The following is a 19,710-nucleotide window of genomic DNA, read 5'->3' as shown; positions in this document are numbered from 1 at the left end:
AAACCGGCCGCAAGCCGTGCGCGGCCTTTTCAGTGCGGTACCTGCCAGCCACCCCCAAGCGCCTTGTACAGCGCCACGCTGCCCTGCAGGCGGGCCAGGCGCAACTGCGCTTGCTGGTCCTGGGCCAGGTAGAGCGTGCGCTGGGTCTCCAGCACGGTCAGCAGGGTCTCGGCGCCAGCCCCATAGCGCCGTTGTGCCAGGTCGAAAGCCAGGCGTGCCTGCACTACTTCCTCGTCCTGCCACAGCCGTTGACGCTCCACACCCTCAATGGCGTTAAGGGCTTTTTCAACATCGGCAAAGCCGGCGAGGATGCTGCTGCGATAGTTTTCCAGCAGTTCATCCTGCTCGGCTTCGGCCAGCGCGCGTGAGGCGCGCAGCCGGCCGTTGTTGAAGATGGGCGCGACCAGGCCGGCGGTGAGTGTGTAGTAGGAACTGTCGAGCACCTGGGCAAAGGTGTTCGCGCCCGTGCCAAGGTTGGCGCCAAGCGTCAGCTTCGGCAGCATGGCCGCCCTGGCCACCTGCACATTGGCGTTGGCGGCGGCCAGGCGCGCTTCGGCAGCGGCGATGTCGGGGCGGCGAGTCAGCAGCTCGCTGGGAACGCCGCTGCCGATTGCCGGCCACTGCACAGTGGTGATCGGTTGGTGGCTGACCGGCAAGGCCTGCACCGGGTCACCAAGCAAGGTGGCGAGGGTGATGCGGCTGTCTTGCCGCTTTTGCTCGAGCAGCGGCACCTGGCGCTCCTGAGCCGCCACCAGGCTGCGCTGCTGGGCCAGTTCAAGGCGGGTGGCGGACCCTGCACGCTGGCGGGTTTCGACCAGGTTGAGCACCTCACGTGCATTGCGCAGGTTAAGGCGTGCGATGCGCAGCTGTTCTTCCAGGGCGATGCCTTGCAGGTAGCTGTCGGCAACCGCACTGACCAGGGTCAGCTCCACTGTCTGGCGGTCGAAGCGGCTGGCGTCGAGGCCGTGCAGCGCGCTCGCCCGAGCCGCGCGCAGGCCGCCCCAGAAGTCGAGTTCGTAGCGGGCGGTAAGTTGCAGGCCGAAGGCTGTGTAGGTGGGCTCGCTGCTACTGACGTCCAGCTGGTCAGACCCTTCGCCGTGCAGCAGGCGTTGGCGGCTGCCATCGAGGCCCCCTTGCACCTCTGGCAGCAACGGCGCGCCAGCGATCACGGCGCGGGCCTGGGCCTGGCGTACGCGGGCCGCGGCAGCGGCGAGGTCATGGGCGTTGTGCTGCGCGCGCTTGATCAGTTGGTCCAGCTCGCTGCTGGCGAACGCCTGCCACCAGTGCCCCGATGGCAGTGCGATGGCGGGCGCAGCTGCCTCGCCTTGCCAGTGTTGCGGTGCGCTGATGCCGCTTGAGGGCGCAGGGGGTGTATTGCAGGCGGTGAGGCCCAGGCACAGGGTCAAGAGGCTGATGCGGCTTGGCAATGTCATGGATTATTCGCTGGTAAGGGCTTTGACCGGGTCGAGTCGGGCGGCCTTGCGTGCTGGCATGAAACCGAACACCACGCCGGTGATGGCGGCGCAACCGAAGGCGCCAAGGATGGCGGGCAGGGCGAAGGCGACGGCGACTTCGGCGAGTATCAGCGCGCCGCCGATCAGCAGCGCCAGCACGATGCCGGTCAACCCGCCGACCATCGACAGCATGACCGCCTCGCTGAGGAACTGGCGCAGGATGTCGCGCTGGCGTGCGCCGGTGGCCATGCGGATACCGACTTCACGGGTGCGCTCGCGCACGGTCATGAGCATGATGTTCATCACGCCGATACCGCCGACCAGCAACGAGATCGCAGCGATCGCCCCGAGCATCAGCGACAGGCTGTTTTGTGTGCGTGCCTCGGCCTGGATCAGTGCCGCATCGTTGGTCAGCTCGAAATCGTCCTTGCCTTGATGGCGCTTGCGCATCAGGCGGTGGATCGCTGTTTCGGTCTCGGCGACCCGGGCCGAGTCGGCTGCGGCGATGATCACGTATTCCGGGTCGTGGCTGCCGAACAGGCGCATGGAGGCGGCGGAATAGGGCACCACGATGCGCTCATCGCTCTTCTGGTCACCCGAACTTGCGCCCTTGCCGGCGAGCAGGCCGACGACCTGGAACGGCACGTTGCCGATCAGCAGGTACTGGCCCAGCGCGTCGGTGCCGGGTGCCAGCAGTTTGTCGCGGACTTTCTGGCCGATGACCGCCACGGCAGCGCCACTTCGTTCGTCGGCTTCGCTGAAAAAGCTGCCCTGCACGACCGGCCAGTTGAGGATGGCGGGGAATTCGACGTTGTTGCCGCCAACGTAGAACCTCTGGTTGTTGTTGCCGTGGCGCACCATCAGGTCGCCGCCGATGACCGGCATGACGCGCCGAACCTGGGGCAGTTCGGCGATGGCGGCGACGTCATCGAGGGTGACGATGCCGCCTGGCTCGCGCAGCGTCGGCGGGCGGCCGTTGAGGTAGAGGATGTTGGAACCGAACGCGGCCATCTGAGCCATGACCTGGCGTTTGCTGCCTTCGCCCACGGCCAGCATGACCACGACCGAAGCCACGCCAATGACGATGCCAAGCAACGTCAGGGCGGTGCGGAACCGGTTGATCCACATGACCCGCCACGCTGCCTGCAAGGCCTCGAGCAGCTCGCCTTTCCATGCGCCACGCACGGTCGCGCCGCGGTCCAGGCGCTTGCGCAGGTCATCGGCCTGCAGGCCTTGTTGCGCAGCAGCGGGAGGCTGGTCGCAGGCCGAGTCGCTGATCATCAGGCCGTCGCGGATTTCCACCACCCGGCGTGCCCGCGCCGCCACCTCGCGGTCGTGGGTGATCAGGATGATCACATGGCCCTGGCTGGCCAGCTCGTCCAGCAGGGCCATGACCTCGGTACCGCTGTGGCTGTCCAGGGCGCCGGTCGGCTCGTCGGCAAGGATGATATGGCCGCCATTCATCAGCGCGCGGGCAATCGACACGCGTTGCTGCTGGCCGCCGGACAATTGATGCGGGCGGTTGCCGGTGCGGCTGGCCAGGCCAAGGCGCTCAAGCAGGGCGGCTGCGCGGGCGTGGCGCTCGGCGGGCGGGGTGCCGGCGTAGATGGCCGGCATCTCGACGTTTTCCTGGGCTGAGCCTGAAGGGATCAGGTGGTAGCCCTGAAACACGAAACCAAAGGCTTCGCGGCGCAGCCAGGCCAGTTCGTCACTGCCCAGGTGGGCAACGTCCTTGCCGGCGAACAGGTAGTGGCCCGAGGTGGGGCGGTCGAGGCAGCCGAGGATGTTCATCAGCGTCGACTTGCCCGAACCCGACGCACCGACGATGGCGATGAACTCGCCGGGGTGGATGTTCAGGCTGATGCCGCGCAGTACGTCGACCTTGGGGGTGTCGATACCACCGTATGACTTGCGGATGTCGCGCAGCTCGATCAGGGGAACGGCCATTCAACCTCCGCTGGCCAGGGGCGCACCGATGACCAGGCGCTCGCCTTCGCTGAGGCCATCGAGCACTTGCGCCCGCAGCCGGTCGCTGAGGCCGATGCGCACTGTGCGTTGTTCGAGCTTGCCATCCTGGCCCAGTACCTGGGCCAGGCGCAGGTCATCGGCCTCGGTGTCGTCCAGTGCTGCCAGCGGCGCTGTGAGTACCTGGCTGGCCTGGCCGGCGACGAAGAACACCTGGGTGGTCATGTCGGCCATCAGCGCTCCATCGGGGTTGTCGACGTCGAGCAGCACGGTGTACTGCACCACCTGGTTGCCTGTCGTACCGGCGATCGCGCTGGCAGGGCCGCCGCCGCCCTGGCTGGTGTGCGCCAGCGGCTTGGGCGGGATTGGCAGGATCTGCCGCACGGTGCTGTTCCAGCGGCGTTTGCCGCCGGCCAGGGTGGTGAAATAGGCGGTCATTCCAGGTTTGACTTTGCCGATATCGGCTTCGGACACCTGGGCCCATACGGTCATCGGCGAGAGCTTGGCGATTCGCAGAATCAGAGGCGTCTGCTGCTGGGCGTTGAGGGTCTGGCCTTCACGGGCATCCACCGCTACCACGGTACCGTCCATCGGCGCGTAGATGCGTGTATAGCCAAGCTCCGCCTCGTCGCTGCGCAGGTTGGCCTGGGCCTGACGGATCTGCGCCTGGATCATGTCGATACGGGCCTGGGTGACCTTGAGCTGGGCGTCGGCCGCCTGCAGGTCTTCCTCGCGTGTGGCGCCCGCGCCAGCCAGTTCGCGCTGGCGCCGGTACTGCTGCGTGGCCAGCAGGTACTGGGCGCGCTGCTCGGCCAGTTGCGCCTTGAGGTTGTCGATCGAGAACCGCCCGGCGTCCAGCCTGGCCTGCTGGGTAGAAGGGTCGATCTCCACCAGCAACTGCCCCGTGTGCACCTGATCGCCAGCCTCCACGTGCAGCTTGCGGATCTGCCCGGAGGCTTGGGCGCCTACATCCACATACCGTCGTGGCTGCAGGGTACCCAGGGCGGTGACGCTGCTTTCGATGTCCGCGCGGACGACTGCGACGGTACTCACGGGCACGGCACCCAGAGGGAGCGCCTTCCAGGCCAGCAGGCTGCCAAGGGCCAGCAGGCCGAAGCTGCCAGCCAGCAGGTGGCGGCGAATGTTGGGTATGCGTCTCATGCGTACTTCCAGCCAAAGGGTGGCCACACGCAGCCAGGTCAAGGTGCGCACGGAGGTGCCAGTTAAACGAAGGCGCGCGGGGCGGATTTAGATGGGCTGGCGCTGGGGGAGGAGAGTTGCTGAGAATCATTATAATTTGTAAGATCCCACGCTGATATCACATGACCCTGTCCGAGCCTGTCAGGACGTACCCCAGGTGCCGTCGTGGAACATTACTATCGCGAATTGGTGAGCTTCCTCTCCGCGCGCCTGGGCAGCCGCCAGGCGGCTGAGGATGTGGCTCACGATGCCTATCTGCGGGTGCTCGAACGCACCGGTACGCAGCAGATCGAGCACCCGCGCGCGTTCCTTTACCGCACGGCCCTGAACCTTGTGATCGACCGTCATCGCCGCCACCTGCTGCGCCAGTCCGAACCGCTGGAGGTGCTGGACCTGGACGAGCGCTGGCACACCCCGGCCCCCACCCAGAACATGCAGTTGGACCAGCGCCTGGCGCTGATACAAAAAGCACTCGATGAATTGAGCCAGCCCTGTCGTGACAGCTTCCTGTTGCGCAAGCTCGAAGGCCTGTCGCATCAGCAGATCGCCGAGCACCTGGGCATCTCGCGCAGCCTGGTGGAAAAGCACATCGTCAACGCCATGAAGCACTGCCGCGTGCGCATGCGCCAGTGGGAATCCTGAAAACCGGTGGTGTGCCGGTGAAAATTCTGTGTGCTGGCAACTTGATTTCTAACTGTTTCAAGACAACTATCTAGATTGACCCCGCCAGGCCCCGCCCTGGTGGTTGCCTGTTACTGGCGCAGTTTGGTCAGGGAGTGTGTCCCTATTCACCTGACTGCCCAGGTCCGACAATGACCAACAAGACCCTGCGCATCCTGATCGCCGACGAGCATCCGTCCCAGCGCTTGCAGCTGGAGAGGCTGCTCAATGGCCTGGGCTATTACCGGATTGCCCCGGTGGACTCCTTCGACGAGCTGCAGCGCCTGGTGCATTGCGCGCTGCAGCCGTTCAACCTGCTGGTGGGCAATATCGAACTGGCCAGCCATGCGGGTGTCGACCTGGCGCGCTTTTGCCGGGTGAGCACGCAGATTCAGCATGCCTTGCTGTATCACTCGCGGCATCTGAAGGTCCCGAGCGTGCCGCAGACCGAGCGCCAGGCGGTGAATGTGAGCCTGCCGCAGGTGCCGGACAACGAGGCCCTTGAGTCCTTCATGGCGCTCATCGATGGGCCAGTGGTGGTCGGCAAGCTGGCCTTGCCGTCCGGCCTTTCCAGCAGTGGCCCGCCGGCCTACCCGCGCAGGAACTTCGCCCACACGGTCTTCAGCCGATAGCCGCAGCGGACGGGGCAAGGGGGCAGCTATTTGCTATCCTCTTGCCCTTTGCCGATTTGCGGACCTGTGCCATGACTGCCATCGATACCGCTCGCCCGCCCCGGTTCAGCCGTGGCGACCACCGGACCCTGGGCCTGGCGGCGCTGGGCGGCGCGCTGGAAATCTATGATTTCATCATCTTCGTGTTCTTCGCCCTGACCCTCAGCCAGCTGTTCTTCCCGCCCGAAATGCCTGAGTGGCTGCGCCTGCTGCAAAGCTTCGGGATTTTCGTCACCGGCTACCTGGCGCGGCCGCTGGGTGGCATCGTCATGGCGCACTTCGCCGATCACCTGGGCCGCAAGCGGGTATTCAGCCTGAGCATCCTGATGATGGCGCTGCCGTGCCTGCTGATCGGGGTGATGCCGACTTATGCCGAGATTGGTTACGCGGCGCCGCTGATCTTGCTGGCGTTGCGCATTCTGCAGGGCGCTGCGGTCGGTGGTGAGGTGCCCAGTGCCTGGACATTCGTTGCCGAACACGCACCGCAAGGGCGGCGGGGTTACGCCCTGGGCTTCCTGCAGGCCGGGTTGACCTTTGGATATTTGCTGGGGGCACTGACCGCGACACTGTTGGCCCAGGTGTTTACCGCCCAGGAAATCCTCGATTACGCCTGGCGTTACCCGTTCCTGCTTGGCGGGGTATTTGGTGTGATCGGCGTGTGGTTGCGCCGTTGGCTGAGTGAAACACCGGTGTTTCTGGCCTTGCGCGAGCGCAAGGAGCAGCCGGTGAAGTTCCCGCTGCGACGGGTGCTGGGCGAACATCGTGGGGCGTTGATCCCGGCTGCGCTGCTGACCTGCGTGTTGACGTCGGCGGTGGTGGTGCTGGTGGTGATCACGCCGACGGTAATGCAGCAGCGCTTCGGCATGACCGCCGCGCACACGTTCGCCCTGAGCAGCGTAGGTATCGTTTTTCTCAATATCGGTTGTGTGCTCGCCGGGCTGCTGGTCGATCGCCTGGGCGCCTGGCGGGCGCTGATGATCTACAGCGTGCTGCTGCCGCTGGGTATCGGTGCCTTGTATGCGAGCCTGGTGGGCCAGTGGGGCATGACGTGGCTGGCTTACGCGTTGGCTGGACTCTGCTGTGGTGTGGTGGGTGTGGTGCCGTCGGTAATGGTCGGGCTGTTCCCGGCCCAGATCCGGGTGTCGGGCATTTCCTTTACCTACAACGTGGCCTACGCCTTGTGGGCCAGTACCACGCCGTTGGCGTTGATAGCGTTGATGCCGTGGAGCCCGTGGGTGTGCGTTGGCTTTTGTCTGCTCATGGGCGCGGTGGGGCTGCTCACGGCCCTCTACTTTGGCCGCCGGGAACCTTTGGCATTCGCGGCCGAGCCCATGCCGCTCATGTGCGGTGACAAATGAACGGGTAACGCCTGGCGGGCAGTGAGGCAGACTTCCGGGTGGGGGCTATTGGAATAACCTATTAGCCAAATTTAACCTGGAAGGTTAATTTCTCATGGAAAAGAGAACGCCTCATTGTTCGCTGGAGCGGATCAGGGCCTTGGTCAGCGCTGGGCGCATCAGCCCGACAACCGCCTCTTTGCGGGGCGCCCAGGCACTCGGGATGGATTACCCGGACATGCTCGAGATAATCAACGGTCTGGAGCGCAGAGACTTTCACAAAAGCATGACATGTCACGGTGATTACCGCGTATGGCAGGACGTTTATCGCCCCCTTACGGGCAAGGGATACGTGTACCTGAAACTGTCTGTGGTGGATGACGTGCTCATCGTGTCTTTCAAGGAGTTGTAATCATGAAGTGTCCAGTTTGTGGGGGGGCGGAGCTTGCACCTGATACCCGGGACATGCCCTATCGATACAAAGGTGAAGCGACCGTTATCCCAAATGTCAGTGGCGGATACTGTACAGCCTGTGGGGAGGCGGTTCTCAGCCATGATGAAGCGATGCGCATCAGTACTTTGATGTCCGCATTCAATCGCCAAGTCAATGCCGCGGCAGTGGACCCCGACTTCATTGTCGCTGTGCGCAAGAAATTCGACCTCGACCAGCGTGAAGCCGGCGAAATCTTTGGCGGTGGGGTCAATGCGTTCTCTCGCTACGAAAATGGGAAAACCAGGCCGCCGGTTGCTCTGGTCAAACTGTTCAAGCTGCTCGACCGTCATCCGGAGTTGTTCGAGGAAGTCCGTACGGCCTGAGGCAGCCCTGAACGAGAAAGCCCCCGGGCCGTGAGGCCAGGGGGCTTTTTCTTGCTGCAAGGGCCGGGCTTACATGTTCGGGTAGTTCGGCCCGCCAGCGCCTTCAGGGGTAACCCAGGTGATGTTCTGGGCCGGGTCCTTGATGTCGCAGGTCTTGCAGTGCACGCAGTTCTGCGCGTTGATCTGGAAGCGCTTGCTGCCGTCTTCCTGGCTGACCACTTCGTACACGCCCGCCGGGCAGTAACGCTGGGCTGGCTCGTCGTACAGCGGCAGGTTGCTGGCGATCGGGATGCTCGGGTCGGTCAGCTTCAGGTGGCAGGGTTGTTCCTCTTCGTGGTTGGTGCTGGAGAGGAACACCGAGCTGAGCTTGTCGAAGCTGAGCTTGCCGTCTGGTTTGGGGTAGTCGATCTTTTTCGAGTCGGCCGCAAGCTTGAGGCAGGCGTAGTCCGGCTTGGTGTCGTGCAGTGTGAAAGGCAGCTTGCCAGCGAACCAGTTCTGGTCGATGTAGTTGAACGCACCACCGAGGATCGGGCCGAACTTGTGCAGCGCCGGGCCGAAGTTGCGGCTGGCGAACAGTTCTTCATGCAGCCAGCTGGCTTTGAAGGCGTCGACATAGGTAGTAAGCGCATCGCCGCCTTCGCTGCCAGCGATCAGCGCATCGGCCACGGCTTCGGCCGCGAGCATGCCGGACTTCATGGCGGTGTGGCTGCCTTTGATCTTGGCGAAGTTCAGGGTGCCCAGGTCGCAACCGATCAGGGCGCCACCGTTGAACACCATCTTGGGCAGCGAGTTCAGGCCGCCCTTGCAGATGGCGCGGGCGCCGTAGCTGATGCGTTTGCCGCCTTCGAGGTACTGCTTCATCACGGGGTGATGCTTGAGGCGCTGGAATTCGTCGAAAGGCGACAGGTAAGCATTGCTGTAGGACAGGTCGACGATCAGGCCGACCACCACCTGGTTGTTTTCCAGGTGATAAAGGAACGAGCCGCCGGTGTTTTCAGCGCTCATCACGTCCAGCGGCCAGCCGGCGGTGTGTACCACCAGGCCTTGTTCGTGCTTGGCCGGGTCGATTTCCCAGATTTCTTTCAGGCCGATGCCGTAGTGCTGGACGTCGGACTCGCTGTCGAGGTTGAAGCGCTTGATCAGTTGCTTGCCGATATGGCCGCGGCAACCTTCGGCGAACAGGGTGTACTTGGCGCGCAGTTCCATGCCCGGGGTGTACAGGCCGTCCTTCGGGTTACCCTCGCGGTCGACACCGAGGTCACCGGTGACGATGCCGCGGACCACGCCGTTTTCATCGAACAGCGCTTCCTGGGCGGCGAAGCCCGGGTAGATTTCCACGCCCAGGTTCTCGGCCTGCTGGGCCAGCCAGCGGCACAGGTTGCCCAGCGAGATGATGTAGTTGCCCTGGTTGTGCATGGTCTTGGGCACGAACAGGTCAGGGACCTTGGTCGAGTTGCCGGCGTCCTTGAGCACGTAGATGTCGTCGCGCTTGACCTCGGTGTTGAGCGGTGCGCCGAGTGCTTTCCAGTCGGGGAACAGCTCGTTCAGGGCGCGGGGCTCGAACACTGCACCGGAGAGGATGTGGGCGCCGACTTCGGAGCCTTTCTCGACCACGCAGACGCTGATCTCGCTACCGGCTTCGGCGGCCTTCTGCTTCAGGCGGCAGGCGGCTGACAGGCCTGCCGGGCCAGCGCCGACGATGACCACGTCGAATTCCATGTATTCGCGTTCCACTGGTTCTCTCCTACTCATCAAGGCTCGTGCTGTTGCTTTGTCTTATGGGTGTGGCGTGATCATGCGCGCCGCGCTTCACGGGAGCGGAGCTGTAGCGGCACAGAGGATGGACTACACCGTTTTGTCTTGGCCGCGCATTATATCTACACCACTTGGCGGGTCCAATACAAACGTTTGTTTGAATTTGCCGCAGGCCAGTAAAATCAAAGGAACGCGGCTGGAGGGTGACCGATTTGCCGTATTGACCGGATTGGGTGTTGCGGTCAAGATACGAGCGGTTTTACGTTCGCCGTAGGCTCATCGCCGGGCGCAGGTACACCTCTAAAGACCAGGTGTGGGGTAAGGCTTTCGGGCCAAAACACGGTTTGTAGTGGAGTTTACACGCCACCACAGGAAATGACCCGCGGGTATTTGCCGCAAGAGTCTCAACAGGACTGATCGGTCACCGTGAAGATTGCACCTCGCGCATCGTTTTCAGAGGTGCCCTTGTACCCACGCGCATCGCAGGGCTTAGCCCCAGGCGACTATCTATTCACCGGAGAGTAACGAGGAATCCATGAAGGTTCTTGTAGCTGTCAAACGAGTGGTCGACTACAACGTCAAGGTTCGCGTCAAAGCGGACAACTCCGGCGTCGACCTTGCAAACGTCAAGATGTCCATGAACCCCTTCTGCGAAATCGCCGTGGAAGAAGCCGTGCGCCTGAAAGAGAAGGGCGTGGCAAGCGAGATCGTCGTCGTCTCCGTCGGCCCGGCCACTGCTCAGGAGCAGTTGCGTACTGCCCTGGCCCTGGGCGCCGATCGTGCCATCCTGGTCGAAGCTGCTGACGAACTGAATTCCCTGGCCGTGGCCAAGGCGCTCAAAGCCGTTGTCGACAAAGAACAGCCGCAGCTGGTGATCCTCGGCAAGCAGGCCATCGACAGCGACAACAACCAGACCGGCCAGATGCTGGCGGCGCTGACTGGCTACGCCCAGGGCACCTTCGCCTCCAAGGTTGAACTGGCTGGCGACAAGCTGAACGTCACCCGTGAAATCGATGGCGGCCTGCAGACCGTATCGCTGAACCTGCCAGCGATCGTCACCACCGACCTGCGCCTGAACGAGCCGCGCTATGCGTCGCTGCCGAACATCATGAAGGCCAAGAAGAAGCCGCTGGAGACCCTGACTCCAGACGCGCTGGGCGTATCGCTCGCCTCCACCAACAAGACCTTGAAAGTCGAAGCGCCAGCTGCTCGCAGCGCGGGTATCAAGGTCAAGTCGGTGGCCGAACTGGTCGAGAAGCTGAAGAACGAAGCGAAGGTAATCTAAATGACTATCCTGGTTGTCGCTGAATACGAGAACGGTGCCGTAGCCCCGTCCACCCTGAACACTGTCGCCGCAGCCGCCAAGATCGGTGGTGATGTGCACGTGCTGGTCGCTGGCCAGAACGTCGGTGGCGTTGCCGAATCCGCTGCCAAGATCGCTGGCGTTGGCAAGGTACTGGTTGCCGACAACGCAGCCTACGCCCACGTCTTGCCCGAAAACGTCGCGCCGTTGATCGTCGAGCTGGCCAAGGGTTACAGCCACGTACTGGCCCCGGCCACCACCAACGGCAAGAACATCCTGCCGCGCGTTGCCGCGCTGCTGGACGTCGACCAGATCTCCGAGATCATTTCGGTTGAATCCGCCGACACCTTCAAGCGCCCGATCTATGCCGGTAACGCCATTGCCACCGTGCAATCGAGCGCTGCTGTGAAGGTGATCACCGTGCGTACCACCGGCTTCGATGCTGTGGCCGCCGAAGGTGGCTCCGCTGCCGTTGAAGCGGTAGGCGCCGCGCACGATGCCGGTATCTCCGCCTTTGTTGGCGAAGAACTGGCCAAGTCCGACCGTCCAGAGCTGACCGCTGCCAAGATCGTCGTTTCCGGTGGCCGCGGCATGGGCAATGGTGACAACTTCAAGCACCTGTACAGCCTGGCCGACAAGCTCGGCGCTGCCGTGGGTGCCTCGCGCGCTGCGGTCGACGCAGGCTTCGTACCCAACGACATGCAGGTCGGCCAGACCGGCAAGATCGTTGCCCCGCAGCTGTACATCGCCGTCGGTATCTCTGGCGCGATTCAGCACCTGGCCGGCATGAAGGACTCCAAAGTGATCGTTGCGATCAACAAGGACGAAGAAGCGCCGATCTTCCAGGTGGCCGACTACGGCCTGGTCGCTGACCTGTTCGAAGCGGTTCCGGAGCTGGAAAAGCTGGTCTGATCCGCCTGCTTCACTTATAAAGAAGCCCGGCCCTTGTAACGAGGGCCGGGTTTTTTTATGCGGGCAAGGAGTGAAGGATGGCGTTTCGTGAAGCAGGCAAGGTGCTGGTGTGCACGATGGCGATGCTTTCACCGCTGGCGATGGCGGCTGGCAAGTGTGGGCGTCTGGTGGCGACTGGCAGCCCGGATGCTCCACCTTACTCCTGGCAAGACCCGAAAGACCCGAAACACCTGATTGGCGCCAACGTCGATCTGTTGCGCAAGGTGGCCGGGGAGCTGGGGCTGAAAGTGGAAGTCCTCAATGCCGGCAGGCGCGATCAGGCGCTGGAGGAGGTGCGCAGTGGGCGCATGGATCTGTTGCTCGACACCCCCCTGCAGGTGGAGCAGTTGACCGCACTGGATTACATCCACCCGCCCTTGCAGCTCAATGAATACCTGGTCTGGACGCGGCATGATGCTGACGTGGAATTCAACGGCCCCGCGGATCTGGCCAGATACCAGGGTAGCCTGTCGGAGCGCGCCCGCCTGACCCCGGCTTTCAGTGCATTCGCCAAGGCGCAGTTAAAGCTGGTACCGGCGCAGAACCTGACCCAGGCATTCCAGAAGCTGGTGCTGGGCCAGGTCGACTACGTGCTGGCTGGGCGTTACTCGGGCATGGCCATGACCCAAAGCCTGGGTATGAGCAATGACCTGATCGCCCGCGGCCTGCCGGTCGACCGGCCAGGGCTGTACCTGGCTGTCTCGCACAACTCGGCATGCAATGACACCTGGTTGCGTGGGCAACTGGCAAAAAAGCTGACAGAATTGCCGATCTCCGGTGCGTCTGAAGCCGTGCTGCAACGTAATGTCGAGCGCTGGAAAGCGCAGATGGATGTGCAGGCGGACGCCCCCAAACAGTAGGAAGAGTGCGTGAGAACCCAATCACTGATCCTTGCCGTGGCCATGCTCGGCCTGGCCGGCTGCGCCAACGACCCGGCGCCCAATGAACAGATGCGTATTTCCGAGCAGGCGCTGGAACAGGCCAAGGCGGTCGGTGCCACCGACCAGGTCGAGGCGCTCAAGCTTGCCGAAGACAAGCTCGCCCGCGCCAAGAGCGACATGCTGACCGAGGACTACCGCAACGCCCGCATGCGTGCCGAGCAGGCCGAACTCGACGCCCGCCTGGCCGAGGCGCGCGTACTGAACCAGAAGAGTGAGGAGCAGCTCGGCGTATTGCAGTCGCGGGTCAAGCGCTTGCGCAAGCAGCTGGAGGTGCAGCCATGAAGGGCTTCAAACCCATGGCGGCGCTGGCATTGCTGGCGCTGGCTGGCGGGCTGCAGGGGTGCGCCAGTCAGCGCAGTGCAGCGGCGCTGGACGATGCCTCGGCGGCCTTCCAGAAGGTCAAGGATGATTCCGCTGTGCTGCGCAGCGCACCGCGTGATGTGATCCGCGCCGGTGAGTCGCTGGCCCGCGCCGAGCGCTTGTCCAGTTACATCGGCACCGGCAGTGACGTGCGCCACTATGCGTATCTGAGCCAGCGTTACAGCGAAATTGCCGGTGAGCACGCGAAGTTGGCGCTGAGTCAGGAGCGTCTGGCCAAGCTCGACCTTGAGCGTCAGCGCCTGCAGCTGGCCCTGCGCGAGGCCAAGCTGGCCAGCGTGCAGCAGCAGGGTGAATGGGTGGAAGCGCAGATTGCGGCGCTGGCCTCGCAGCAGGCTGATCGCGGGCTGGTGATGACCTTGGGTGATGTGCTGTTCGACACTGGTCGTGCGGACCTCAAGAATTCGGCCAGTCGCACGGTGCTCAAGCTGGTCCAGTTCCTTCAGCTCAACCCGCGCAGGGTGGTGCGGATCGAGGGCTATGCCGACAACACCGGCGCGCCGGAAGATAACCTCAAGCTGTCGCGCGACCGGGCGCAGGCAGTGGCCGACATGCTGGTCGACCTGGGTGTCGACGAAAAGCGTCTGCAGGTTGAAGGGTATGGCGATCAGTACCCGATCGAGGCCAATGCTTCGGAGCGGGGCAGGGCGCAGAACCGCCGGGTGGAGATCGTCTTCTCCGATGACAAGGGCAGGCTTGCTCCGGCACGCTGACCGCTGGCGCCTCTTCGCGGCTTGAGAAGAGGCGCGCTGGTTAACCCTTTCGATAGCGGCCACGCCACTGTAATGTCGACTATTGTGCAATCTGTCCCAGTACACTTTGCAACTGTTACGGTATCCTCTACCGTAAGTGAGTCGTACAAGAACAATGAGCCGTCCGCGCGTCGAGATATCGCCATGACCAACCTGCTGCTGTATCAGCGTATCGCCCAGCAACTGGCCGATGACATCCGCCGTGGTGTCTATCAGCCAGGCGAGCGCGTGCCGTCCGTGCGCAAGATGAGCGCCCAGCTCAACGTCAGCCATGCCACGGTACTGCAGGCCTATGCCAATCTCGAAGACCAGGGGCTGATCCGCGCCCGGCCGCAGTCTGGCTACTACGTGCACCAGACCCCGGCGTTGACTGCGCAGACGCCGGATATTGCCAGAGTCGAGCGCCCTGGCCTGGTCACCCGCGCGAGCATCATCCAGCAGGTGCTGACCGAGGCCCGTCGTGATGGCGTGTTTGCGTTCGGTGCCGCCGTTCCTCATGTCGACTACTTGCCGGTGCGGGCCTTGCATCAGCAGATTGCCAAGGTCACCCGTTTTCACAGCCCGCGTGCTTTCAGCTACATGTTCAGCCCGGGCTTCGAGCCGTTGCGCCGGCAGATCGCTATCCGCATGCGTGATGCGGGCGTGCTGGTCGATCCCAGTGAAGTGATCGTTACCCATGGCTGTGTCGATGCCCTGCAAATGTCACTGCGCGTACTGACCCGCCCGGGGGATCTGATTGCTGCGGAGTCGCCCACCTATTACGGCCTGCTGCAGCTGGCTGATTTGCTCGGGCTGAAGGTGATCGAGATCCCCAGCGACCCGTCCACCGGCATCAGTCTGGAAGCGCTGCAACTGGCGGCCAATCAATGGTCGATCAAGGCGCTGGTACTGACCACACGCCTTAGCAACCCGCTGGGCGGCACTATCCCCGAAGAGCGGCAGAAGCAGTTGTTGCGCCTGGCTTCGGACTTCGACATCCAGATCGTCGAGGACGACATCTATGGCGAGTTGATGTTCGAGCAGGGCAAGACCAAAGCGCTCAAGGCATTCGACCGGCTGGACCGTGTGATCTACTGCTCGAGCTTTTCCAAGACATTGTCACCTGGCGTGCGCGTTGGCTGGATGGTAGCGGGGCGATACCAGGACGAAATCCAGCGGCTGCAGACCTTCACCACCCACTCGGCCTGCAGTGTCACGCAGATGGGGGTGGCGGCTTACCTGGAGAACGGTGGCTATGATCGCCACCTGCGGTATATCCGCCAGGAGTACCGCAAGAACCTCAGTGCCTACCAGTTGGCGGTGCAGCAGCACTTCCCTGAGGGTACGCAGATGACCCGGCCCACGGGGGGCTTCATTCTGTGGGTCAGCCTGCCGGGGCGGGTCAACACTCAAGAGCTGCATGTGCGTGCGCTGGAGCAGGGGATCAGTATCGCCCCGGGGCTTATCTTCAGTAATACCGAGCAGTTCAACCACTGCATCCGTCTCAACTGCGGTATTCCATGGAACAAGGAAGCCGAACGGGCGGTGATGACGCTGGGAATGCTGGCCCAGCAATTGTGCAGGGAGTCTGTAACTGCGCTTTTGTAAGGCTTGCCAGGCGCAGGCGGAACAGAGAGCATACGCACTCTTGAAGCCTGCCTATCGATGTCCATGAAACTGTTGCGTCGTATTGCCCTGGTTTTTTGCCTCGCGCCAGTGTGTTTGACCTCTGGTGTGGCCCACGCTGCGCAGCCTGCCAAAGCGGACAACGCCAAGGTGTCGCCTGCGCGCAAGCCCGCCAGCAAGGCGGCAACCCAGCAATTGCCCGCGGCGCACCTGGATCTGAGCCTGCCTGCCGAGATGGTCAACCAACTTGAGCCCAGCGTCGGCAGTTCAGTCACGCGCCGCAAGCCCTTGCTGCCGGCCATGTTTACCGACAAACCGCAGAGCGGTGACAGCCCGTTCCAGCTCAATGGTCGCTTGATCAGCAACGAGATGCAGCTGCAGTTGCGCAATGACAGCCGGCGTGATGTGGAAGGGGCGGCGATCGAGTTTGAGTTCCGCCAATAGCCTGGGCGAACTGACTGCCGGGTCACTGCAGATTTCATCGGGCCAGCAATTTCAAACGTATGTTTGAGCGGTTAGTATCCAGGGACGTTCGTCCCGTTTTGTTTCAGGGAGTCCTGATTTTATGAAATGCCGTGAGGGTTGCGGTGCCTGCTGCATCGCCCCGTCCATCACTTCCGCAATGCCGCGCATGCCAGACGGCAAGCCGGCTGGCATGCGCTGCCTGCACCTGACCGCCGACAACCTCTGCGACCTGTTCGGCAAGCCCGAGCGGCCGGCGGTCTGTGGTGGGTTCAAGGCGGATATCGAGGTGTGCGGCAATGATCGCGACGAGGCAATCAGGATTCTCGGTTGGTGGGAGCAGATGACGGCGGCGTGACAAGGCTGGATCTTCGACAACAAGGATAAAGATGATGAGATCGTTCAAGCGTATTGCACTGCTATGTGGCGTGGGCTTGCTGATGGCGCCGGCCGCCTGGGCCGAGAGCTGGCAAGTGGCCAAGGACGAGGAGGGGATCAAGGTCTCTCTCAGTGAAGTGCCGGGGTCCAAGTACAAGGCCTACCGTGGTGTGACCCTGATCAAGGCGCCGTTGGCCAGGGTGCAGGCTCTGCAGGAAGACGTGGCAGGGGCGTGCACCTGGATACATGAGTGCAAGTCGCAGAAGTTGCTCAAGCACGAAGGTGACCAGAGCTGGACCTACACCCAGTTCAATACGCCGTGGCCGGTAACGCCGCGCGATTCGGTGTTGCATGTCACTACCGTCAAAAGCGCTGATGGCAGCCTGACGCGTAACCTCAAGGAAGAGCCGACCTATTTGCCCGAAGAGAAGGGGTATGTACGGGTGGCGAAAGTCGAAGGCTTCTGGAAGTTGGTGCCCAAAGGGGAGAGTACAGAAGTGACCTATCAGGTACATACCGAGCCGGGTGGCAGTGTGCCCGCGATGGTAGCCAACAAGTTTGTAGTGGATGCGCCGTTCAATACCCTGAAAAGCTTGCGTGAGCGGGCAGAGAAGAACTGAAGTCAGGGCAGGGGCAAAGCAATGAAAAAGGCTGCCCGAGGGCAGCCTTTTGCGTTCGGCTTCAAAAGCTTACTTGCGGTCCTTCAGCTCAACGATGTCACGCGGCAGTTCGCCGGTGTACAGCTGGCGCGGGCGGCCAATCTTGTACGGGCTGGAAAGCATTTCTTTCCAGTGCGAGATCCAGCCCACGGTACGTGCCAGGGCGAAGATCACGGTGAACATGCTGGTTGGGATGCCGATCGCCTTGAGGATGATGCCCGAGTAGAAGTCGACGTTCGGGTACAGCGAGCGCTCGATGAAGTACGGATCGGTGAGTGCGATCTCTTCCAGGCGCATCGCCAGTTCCAGCTGCGGGTCGTTCTTGATGCCGAGTTCGCCCAGGACTTCGTCGCAGGTTTTCTTCATCACGGTGGCGCGCGGGTCGCGGTTCTTGTACACGCGGTGACCGAAGCCCATCAGCTTGAACGGGTCGTTCTTGTCCTTGGCCTTGGCAATGTACTTGTCGATGTTCGAGACATCGCCAATTTCATCGAGCATGGTCAGCACGGCTTCGTTCGCACCGCCGTGGGCAGGGCCCCACAGTGCGGCGATACCGGCGGCGATACAGGCGAACGGGTTGGCACCCGAAGAGCCGGCCAGGCGGACGGTGGAGGTGGAGGCGTTCTGCTCGTGATCGGCATGGAGGATGAAGATCTTGTCCATTGCCTTGGCCAGTACCGGGCTGATCGGTTTGATCTCGCACGGGGTGTTGAACATCATGTGCAGGAAGTTTTCCGCGTACGACAGGTCGTTGCGCGGGTACATCATCGGCTGGCCCATGGAGTACTTGTAAACCATCGCGGCGAGGGTCGGCATCTTGGCGACCAGGCGCACCGCGGAAATTTCGCGGTGTTGCGGGTTATTGATATCCAGCGAGTCGTGGTAGAACGCCGACAGGGCGCCGACTACGCCGCACATTACGGCCATCGGGTGGGCGTCGCGGCGGAAACCGTTGAAGAAGGACTTCAGCTGCTCGTGAACCATGGTGTGGTTCTTGACGGTGCTGACAAACTGGGCCTTCTGCTCGGCGTTGGGCAGTTCGCCATTGAGCAGCAGGTAGCAGGTTTCCAGGTAGTCCGATTGCTCGGCGAGCTGCTCGATGGGGTAGCCGCGGTGCAGCAGTACGCCCTTGTCGCCGTCGATGTAGGTGATCTTCGACTCGCACGAAGCGGTCGCCATGAAACCAGGGTCGAAGGTGAAGTGACCAGTGGCCCCCAACCCGCGGACGTCGATTACATCAGGACCAACGGTGCCGGTTAAAATGGGCAGCTCGACGGGGGCAGCGCCCTCGATGACCAACTGCGCTTTTTTGTCAGCCATGTGGCCTCCTATTAATGCTTGAAATCATCAGACAGACCCCCCACGCAGGGCCCGCACCACTATAGAGAAGTAAATTCGAATGTCAATTTGCCTAAAGGCTGGTTGAAACCCGCTCTGAGGCCTGATTTTTCACGAAATTCTCGCCCATTTACGCCTTTTGCTCGCTAAAGGCAATGCGCTATTTGGGCTACCCCGTCACGTTGTCATAAGCAGCCTAACTGTCTATACTCGGCACCCGACCGCCAGGGGCTTGCAAGCCCGAACTGCTGGGGGTCGCCGTTCCCTGGGTGGTGGGTACCTGACCAGTACACTTACCAACAACTTTGCCCTGATTCGCTAGGGGCTCTTCAGTGTGAAAAAAGCCGTGAAAAGCCAACGACCTGTAAACCTAGACCTAAGGACCATCAAGCTCCCTGTCACAGCGTACACGTCCATCCTGCACCGTATCTCCGGCGTCATCCTGTTCCTTGGCCTTGCCATCATGCTTTATGCACTGGGCAAGTCGCTGGGTTCCGAGGAAGGCTTCGGTGAGGTGAAGGCGTGTCTGACCAGCCCGCTGGCCAAGTTCGTGACCTGGGGCCTGCTATCCGCCCTGCTTTATCACCTCGTGGCAGGTGTGCGTCACCTGATCATGGACATGGGTATCGGTGAGACGCTGGAAGGCGGCAAGCTGGGCTCGAAAATCGTGATCGTCATCTCCGTGGTGCTGATCGTTCTGGTGGGAGTTTGGGTATGGTAACCAATGTCACGAACCTGTCGCGTTCGGGCCTCTATGACTGGATGGCGCAGCGCGTCTCGGCGGTCGTTCTCGCGGCTTACTTTCTCTTCCTGATCGGCTACGTGGTCGCCCACCCAGGCATCGACTACACCCAGTGGCATGGTCTGTTCTCCAATAACGCGATGCGGATCTTCAGTCTGCTGGCCCTCGTTGCCCTGGGCGCTCACGCCTGGGTCGGCATGTGGACCATTGCAACCGACTACCTGACGCCAATGTCGTTCGGCAAGTCGGCAACTGCGATTCGTTTCCTGTTCCAGGCGGTATGCGGCGTTGCGATGTTCGCTTACTTCGTCTGGGGTGTGCAGATTCTCTGGGGTATCTGATC

At 62.3% G+C, this 19,710-nt stretch carries 21 protein-coding genes; 16 read left to right on the top strand and 5 right to left on the bottom strand.

Annotated elements, in window-relative coordinates; all coding sequences use genetic code 11:
- Positions 1-29: 29 nt before the first annotated feature.
- The 3 genes from JOE27_RS08325 to JOE27_RS08315 are packed head-to-tail and all read right to left on the bottom strand — an operon-like array spanning position 30 to position 4,580.
- A complete protein-coding gene (locus JOE27_RS08325; protein WP_204918501.1) occupies positions 30-1,433 on the bottom strand; it encodes an efflux transporter outer membrane subunit in 1,404 nt (467 codons plus the stop codon).
- A gap of 3 nt (positions 1,434-1,436) precedes the next feature.
- A complete protein-coding gene (locus tag JOE27_RS08320) occupies positions 1,437-3,401 on the bottom strand; it encodes a MacB family efflux pump subunit (RefSeq protein WP_204918499.1) in 1,965 nt (654 codons plus the stop codon).
- Entirely contained in the window at positions 3,402-4,580 is a 1,179-nt protein-coding gene (locus tag JOE27_RS08315) for an efflux RND transporter periplasmic adaptor subunit (protein WP_204918497.1), read from the bottom strand. It lies immediately after the preceding gene.
- A gap of 204 nt (positions 4,581-4,784) precedes the next feature.
- Here JOE27_RS08315 and JOE27_RS08310 point away from each other — a divergent pair, with 204 nt between their 5' ends.
- The 5 genes from JOE27_RS08310 (at position 4,785) to JOE27_RS08290 (ending at position 8,103) form a co-directional block, all read left to right on the top strand.
- Positions 4,785-5,261 carry a sigma-70 family RNA polymerase sigma factor gene (locus tag JOE27_RS08310; protein ID WP_204918495.1) on the top strand — a complete coding sequence of 159 codons (477 nt, stop codon included), beginning with the start codon at positions 4,785-4,787 and terminating at the stop codon, positions 5,259-5,261.
- A gap of 170 nt (positions 5,262-5,431) precedes the next feature.
- The gene (locus tag JOE27_RS08305; protein ID WP_046785259.1) at positions 5,432-5,911 is read left to right on the top strand and encodes a response regulator; all 480 of its coding nucleotides are present in this window, start codon (positions 5,432-5,434) and stop codon (positions 5,909-5,911) included.
- A gap of 71 nt (positions 5,912-5,982) precedes the next feature.
- Positions 5,983-7,308, top strand: a complete 1,326-nt coding sequence (locus JOE27_RS08300) for an MFS transporter (protein ID WP_115274271.1) — start codon at positions 5,983-5,985, stop codon at positions 7,306-7,308.
- A gap of 94 nt (positions 7,309-7,402) precedes the next feature.
- On the top strand, positions 7,403-7,699 hold the full coding sequence (locus JOE27_RS08295) for a type II toxin-antitoxin system MqsR family toxin (protein ID WP_161872932.1): 297 nt from the start codon (positions 7,403-7,405) through the stop codon (positions 7,697-7,699).
- A gap of 2 nt (positions 7,700-7,701) precedes the next feature.
- Complete coding sequence (locus tag JOE27_RS08290; protein ID WP_012315362.1) at positions 7,702-8,103, top strand: type II toxin-antitoxin system MqsA family antitoxin; 402 nt, start codon at positions 7,702-7,704, stop codon at positions 8,101-8,103.
- Positions 8,104-8,172: 69 nt separating this feature from the next.
- Here the strand turns inward: JOE27_RS08290 and JOE27_RS08285 are convergent, their stop codons facing one another.
- Positions 8,173-9,855: an electron transfer flavoprotein-ubiquinone oxidoreductase gene (locus tag JOE27_RS08285; protein WP_119687489.1), complete on the bottom strand. Its 1,683-nt coding sequence runs from the start codon at positions 9,853-9,855 to the stop codon at positions 8,173-8,175.
- Between the two features lie 538 nt (positions 9,856-10,393).
- Between JOE27_RS08285 and JOE27_RS08280 the strand changes: the two genes are divergently transcribed.
- The 9 genes from JOE27_RS08280 (at position 10,394) to JOE27_RS08240 (ending at position 17,248) form a co-directional block, all read left to right on the top strand.
- Complete coding sequence (locus JOE27_RS08280; protein WP_119687488.1) at positions 10,394-11,143, top strand: electron transfer flavoprotein subunit beta/FixA family protein; 750 nt, start codon at positions 10,394-10,396, stop codon at positions 11,141-11,143.
- A complete protein-coding gene (locus JOE27_RS08275) occupies positions 11,144-12,073 on the top strand; it encodes an FAD-binding protein (protein ID WP_012315359.1) in 930 nt (309 codons plus the stop codon).
- 77 nt (positions 12,074-12,150) lie between these two features.
- Positions 12,151-12,972, top strand: coding sequence for a transporter substrate-binding domain-containing protein (locus tag JOE27_RS08270; RefSeq protein WP_204918492.1), 822 nt, complete (start codon positions 12,151-12,153; stop codon positions 12,970-12,972).
- Between the two features lie 9 nt (positions 12,973-12,981).
- Entirely contained in the window at positions 12,982-13,335 is a 354-nt protein-coding gene (locus JOE27_RS08265) for a DUF4398 domain-containing protein (RefSeq protein ID WP_119687486.1), read from the top strand.
- On the top strand, positions 13,332-14,144 hold the full coding sequence (locus JOE27_RS08260; protein ID WP_115274275.1) for an OmpA family protein: 813 nt from the start codon (positions 13,332-13,334) through the stop codon (positions 14,142-14,144). The genes JOE27_RS08265 and JOE27_RS08260 overlap by 4 nt, the downstream gene beginning before the upstream one ends.
- A gap of 183 nt (positions 14,145-14,327) precedes the next feature.
- Positions 14,328-15,770 (top strand): PLP-dependent aminotransferase family protein, encoded by a 1,443-nt coding sequence (locus JOE27_RS08255; protein WP_046785252.1) that lies wholly within the window; start codon positions 14,328-14,330, stop codon positions 15,768-15,770.
- A gap of 63 nt (positions 15,771-15,833) precedes the next feature.
- Positions 15,834-16,232, top strand: a complete 399-nt coding sequence (locus JOE27_RS08250; protein WP_187306323.1) for a hypothetical protein — start codon at positions 15,834-15,836, stop codon at positions 16,230-16,232.
- Between the two features lie 121 nt (positions 16,233-16,353).
- Positions 16,354-16,608 carry a YkgJ family cysteine cluster protein gene (locus JOE27_RS08245; protein WP_012315353.1) on the top strand — a complete coding sequence of 85 codons (255 nt, stop codon included), beginning with the start codon at positions 16,354-16,356 and terminating at the stop codon, positions 16,606-16,608.
- 34 nt (positions 16,609-16,642) lie between these two features.
- Positions 16,643-17,248 (top strand): START domain-containing protein, encoded by a 606-nt coding sequence (locus tag JOE27_RS08240; RefSeq protein ID WP_115274278.1) that lies wholly within the window; start codon positions 16,643-16,645, stop codon positions 17,246-17,248.
- A 69-nt stretch (positions 17,249-17,317) separates the two neighbouring features.
- Here JOE27_RS08240 and gltA read toward each other — a convergent pair whose 3' ends face one another.
- Positions 17,318-18,607, bottom strand: coding sequence for a citrate synthase (gene gltA / locus JOE27_RS08235; RefSeq protein WP_115274279.1), 1,290 nt, complete (start codon positions 18,605-18,607; stop codon positions 17,318-17,320).
- 352 nt (positions 18,608-18,959) lie between these two features.
- Here gltA and sdhC point away from each other — a divergent pair, with 352 nt between their 5' ends.
- Positions 18,960-19,346, top strand: a complete 387-nt coding sequence (sdhC, locus tag JOE27_RS08230; RefSeq protein WP_012315350.1) for a succinate dehydrogenase, cytochrome b556 subunit — start codon at positions 18,960-18,962, stop codon at positions 19,344-19,346.
- A complete protein-coding gene (gene sdhD / locus JOE27_RS08225) occupies positions 19,340-19,708 on the top strand; it encodes a succinate dehydrogenase, hydrophobic membrane anchor protein (protein ID WP_003254214.1) in 369 nt (122 codons plus the stop codon). Before sdhC ends, sdhD begins: the two co-directional genes overlap by 7 nt.
- The last annotated feature ends 2 nt before the right edge of the window (positions 19,709-19,710 follow it).

The organism is Pseudomonas sp. M5 (genome assembly GCF_016907075.1).
In the GTDB taxonomy this organism is placed as follows: Bacteria; Pseudomonadota; Gammaproteobacteria; order Pseudomonadales; family Pseudomonadaceae; genus Aquipseudomonas; species Aquipseudomonas putida_E.
The sequence above is the reverse complement of the archived record's forward strand: the minus strand, read 5'-3'. Positions and strand labels throughout refer to the sequence as shown.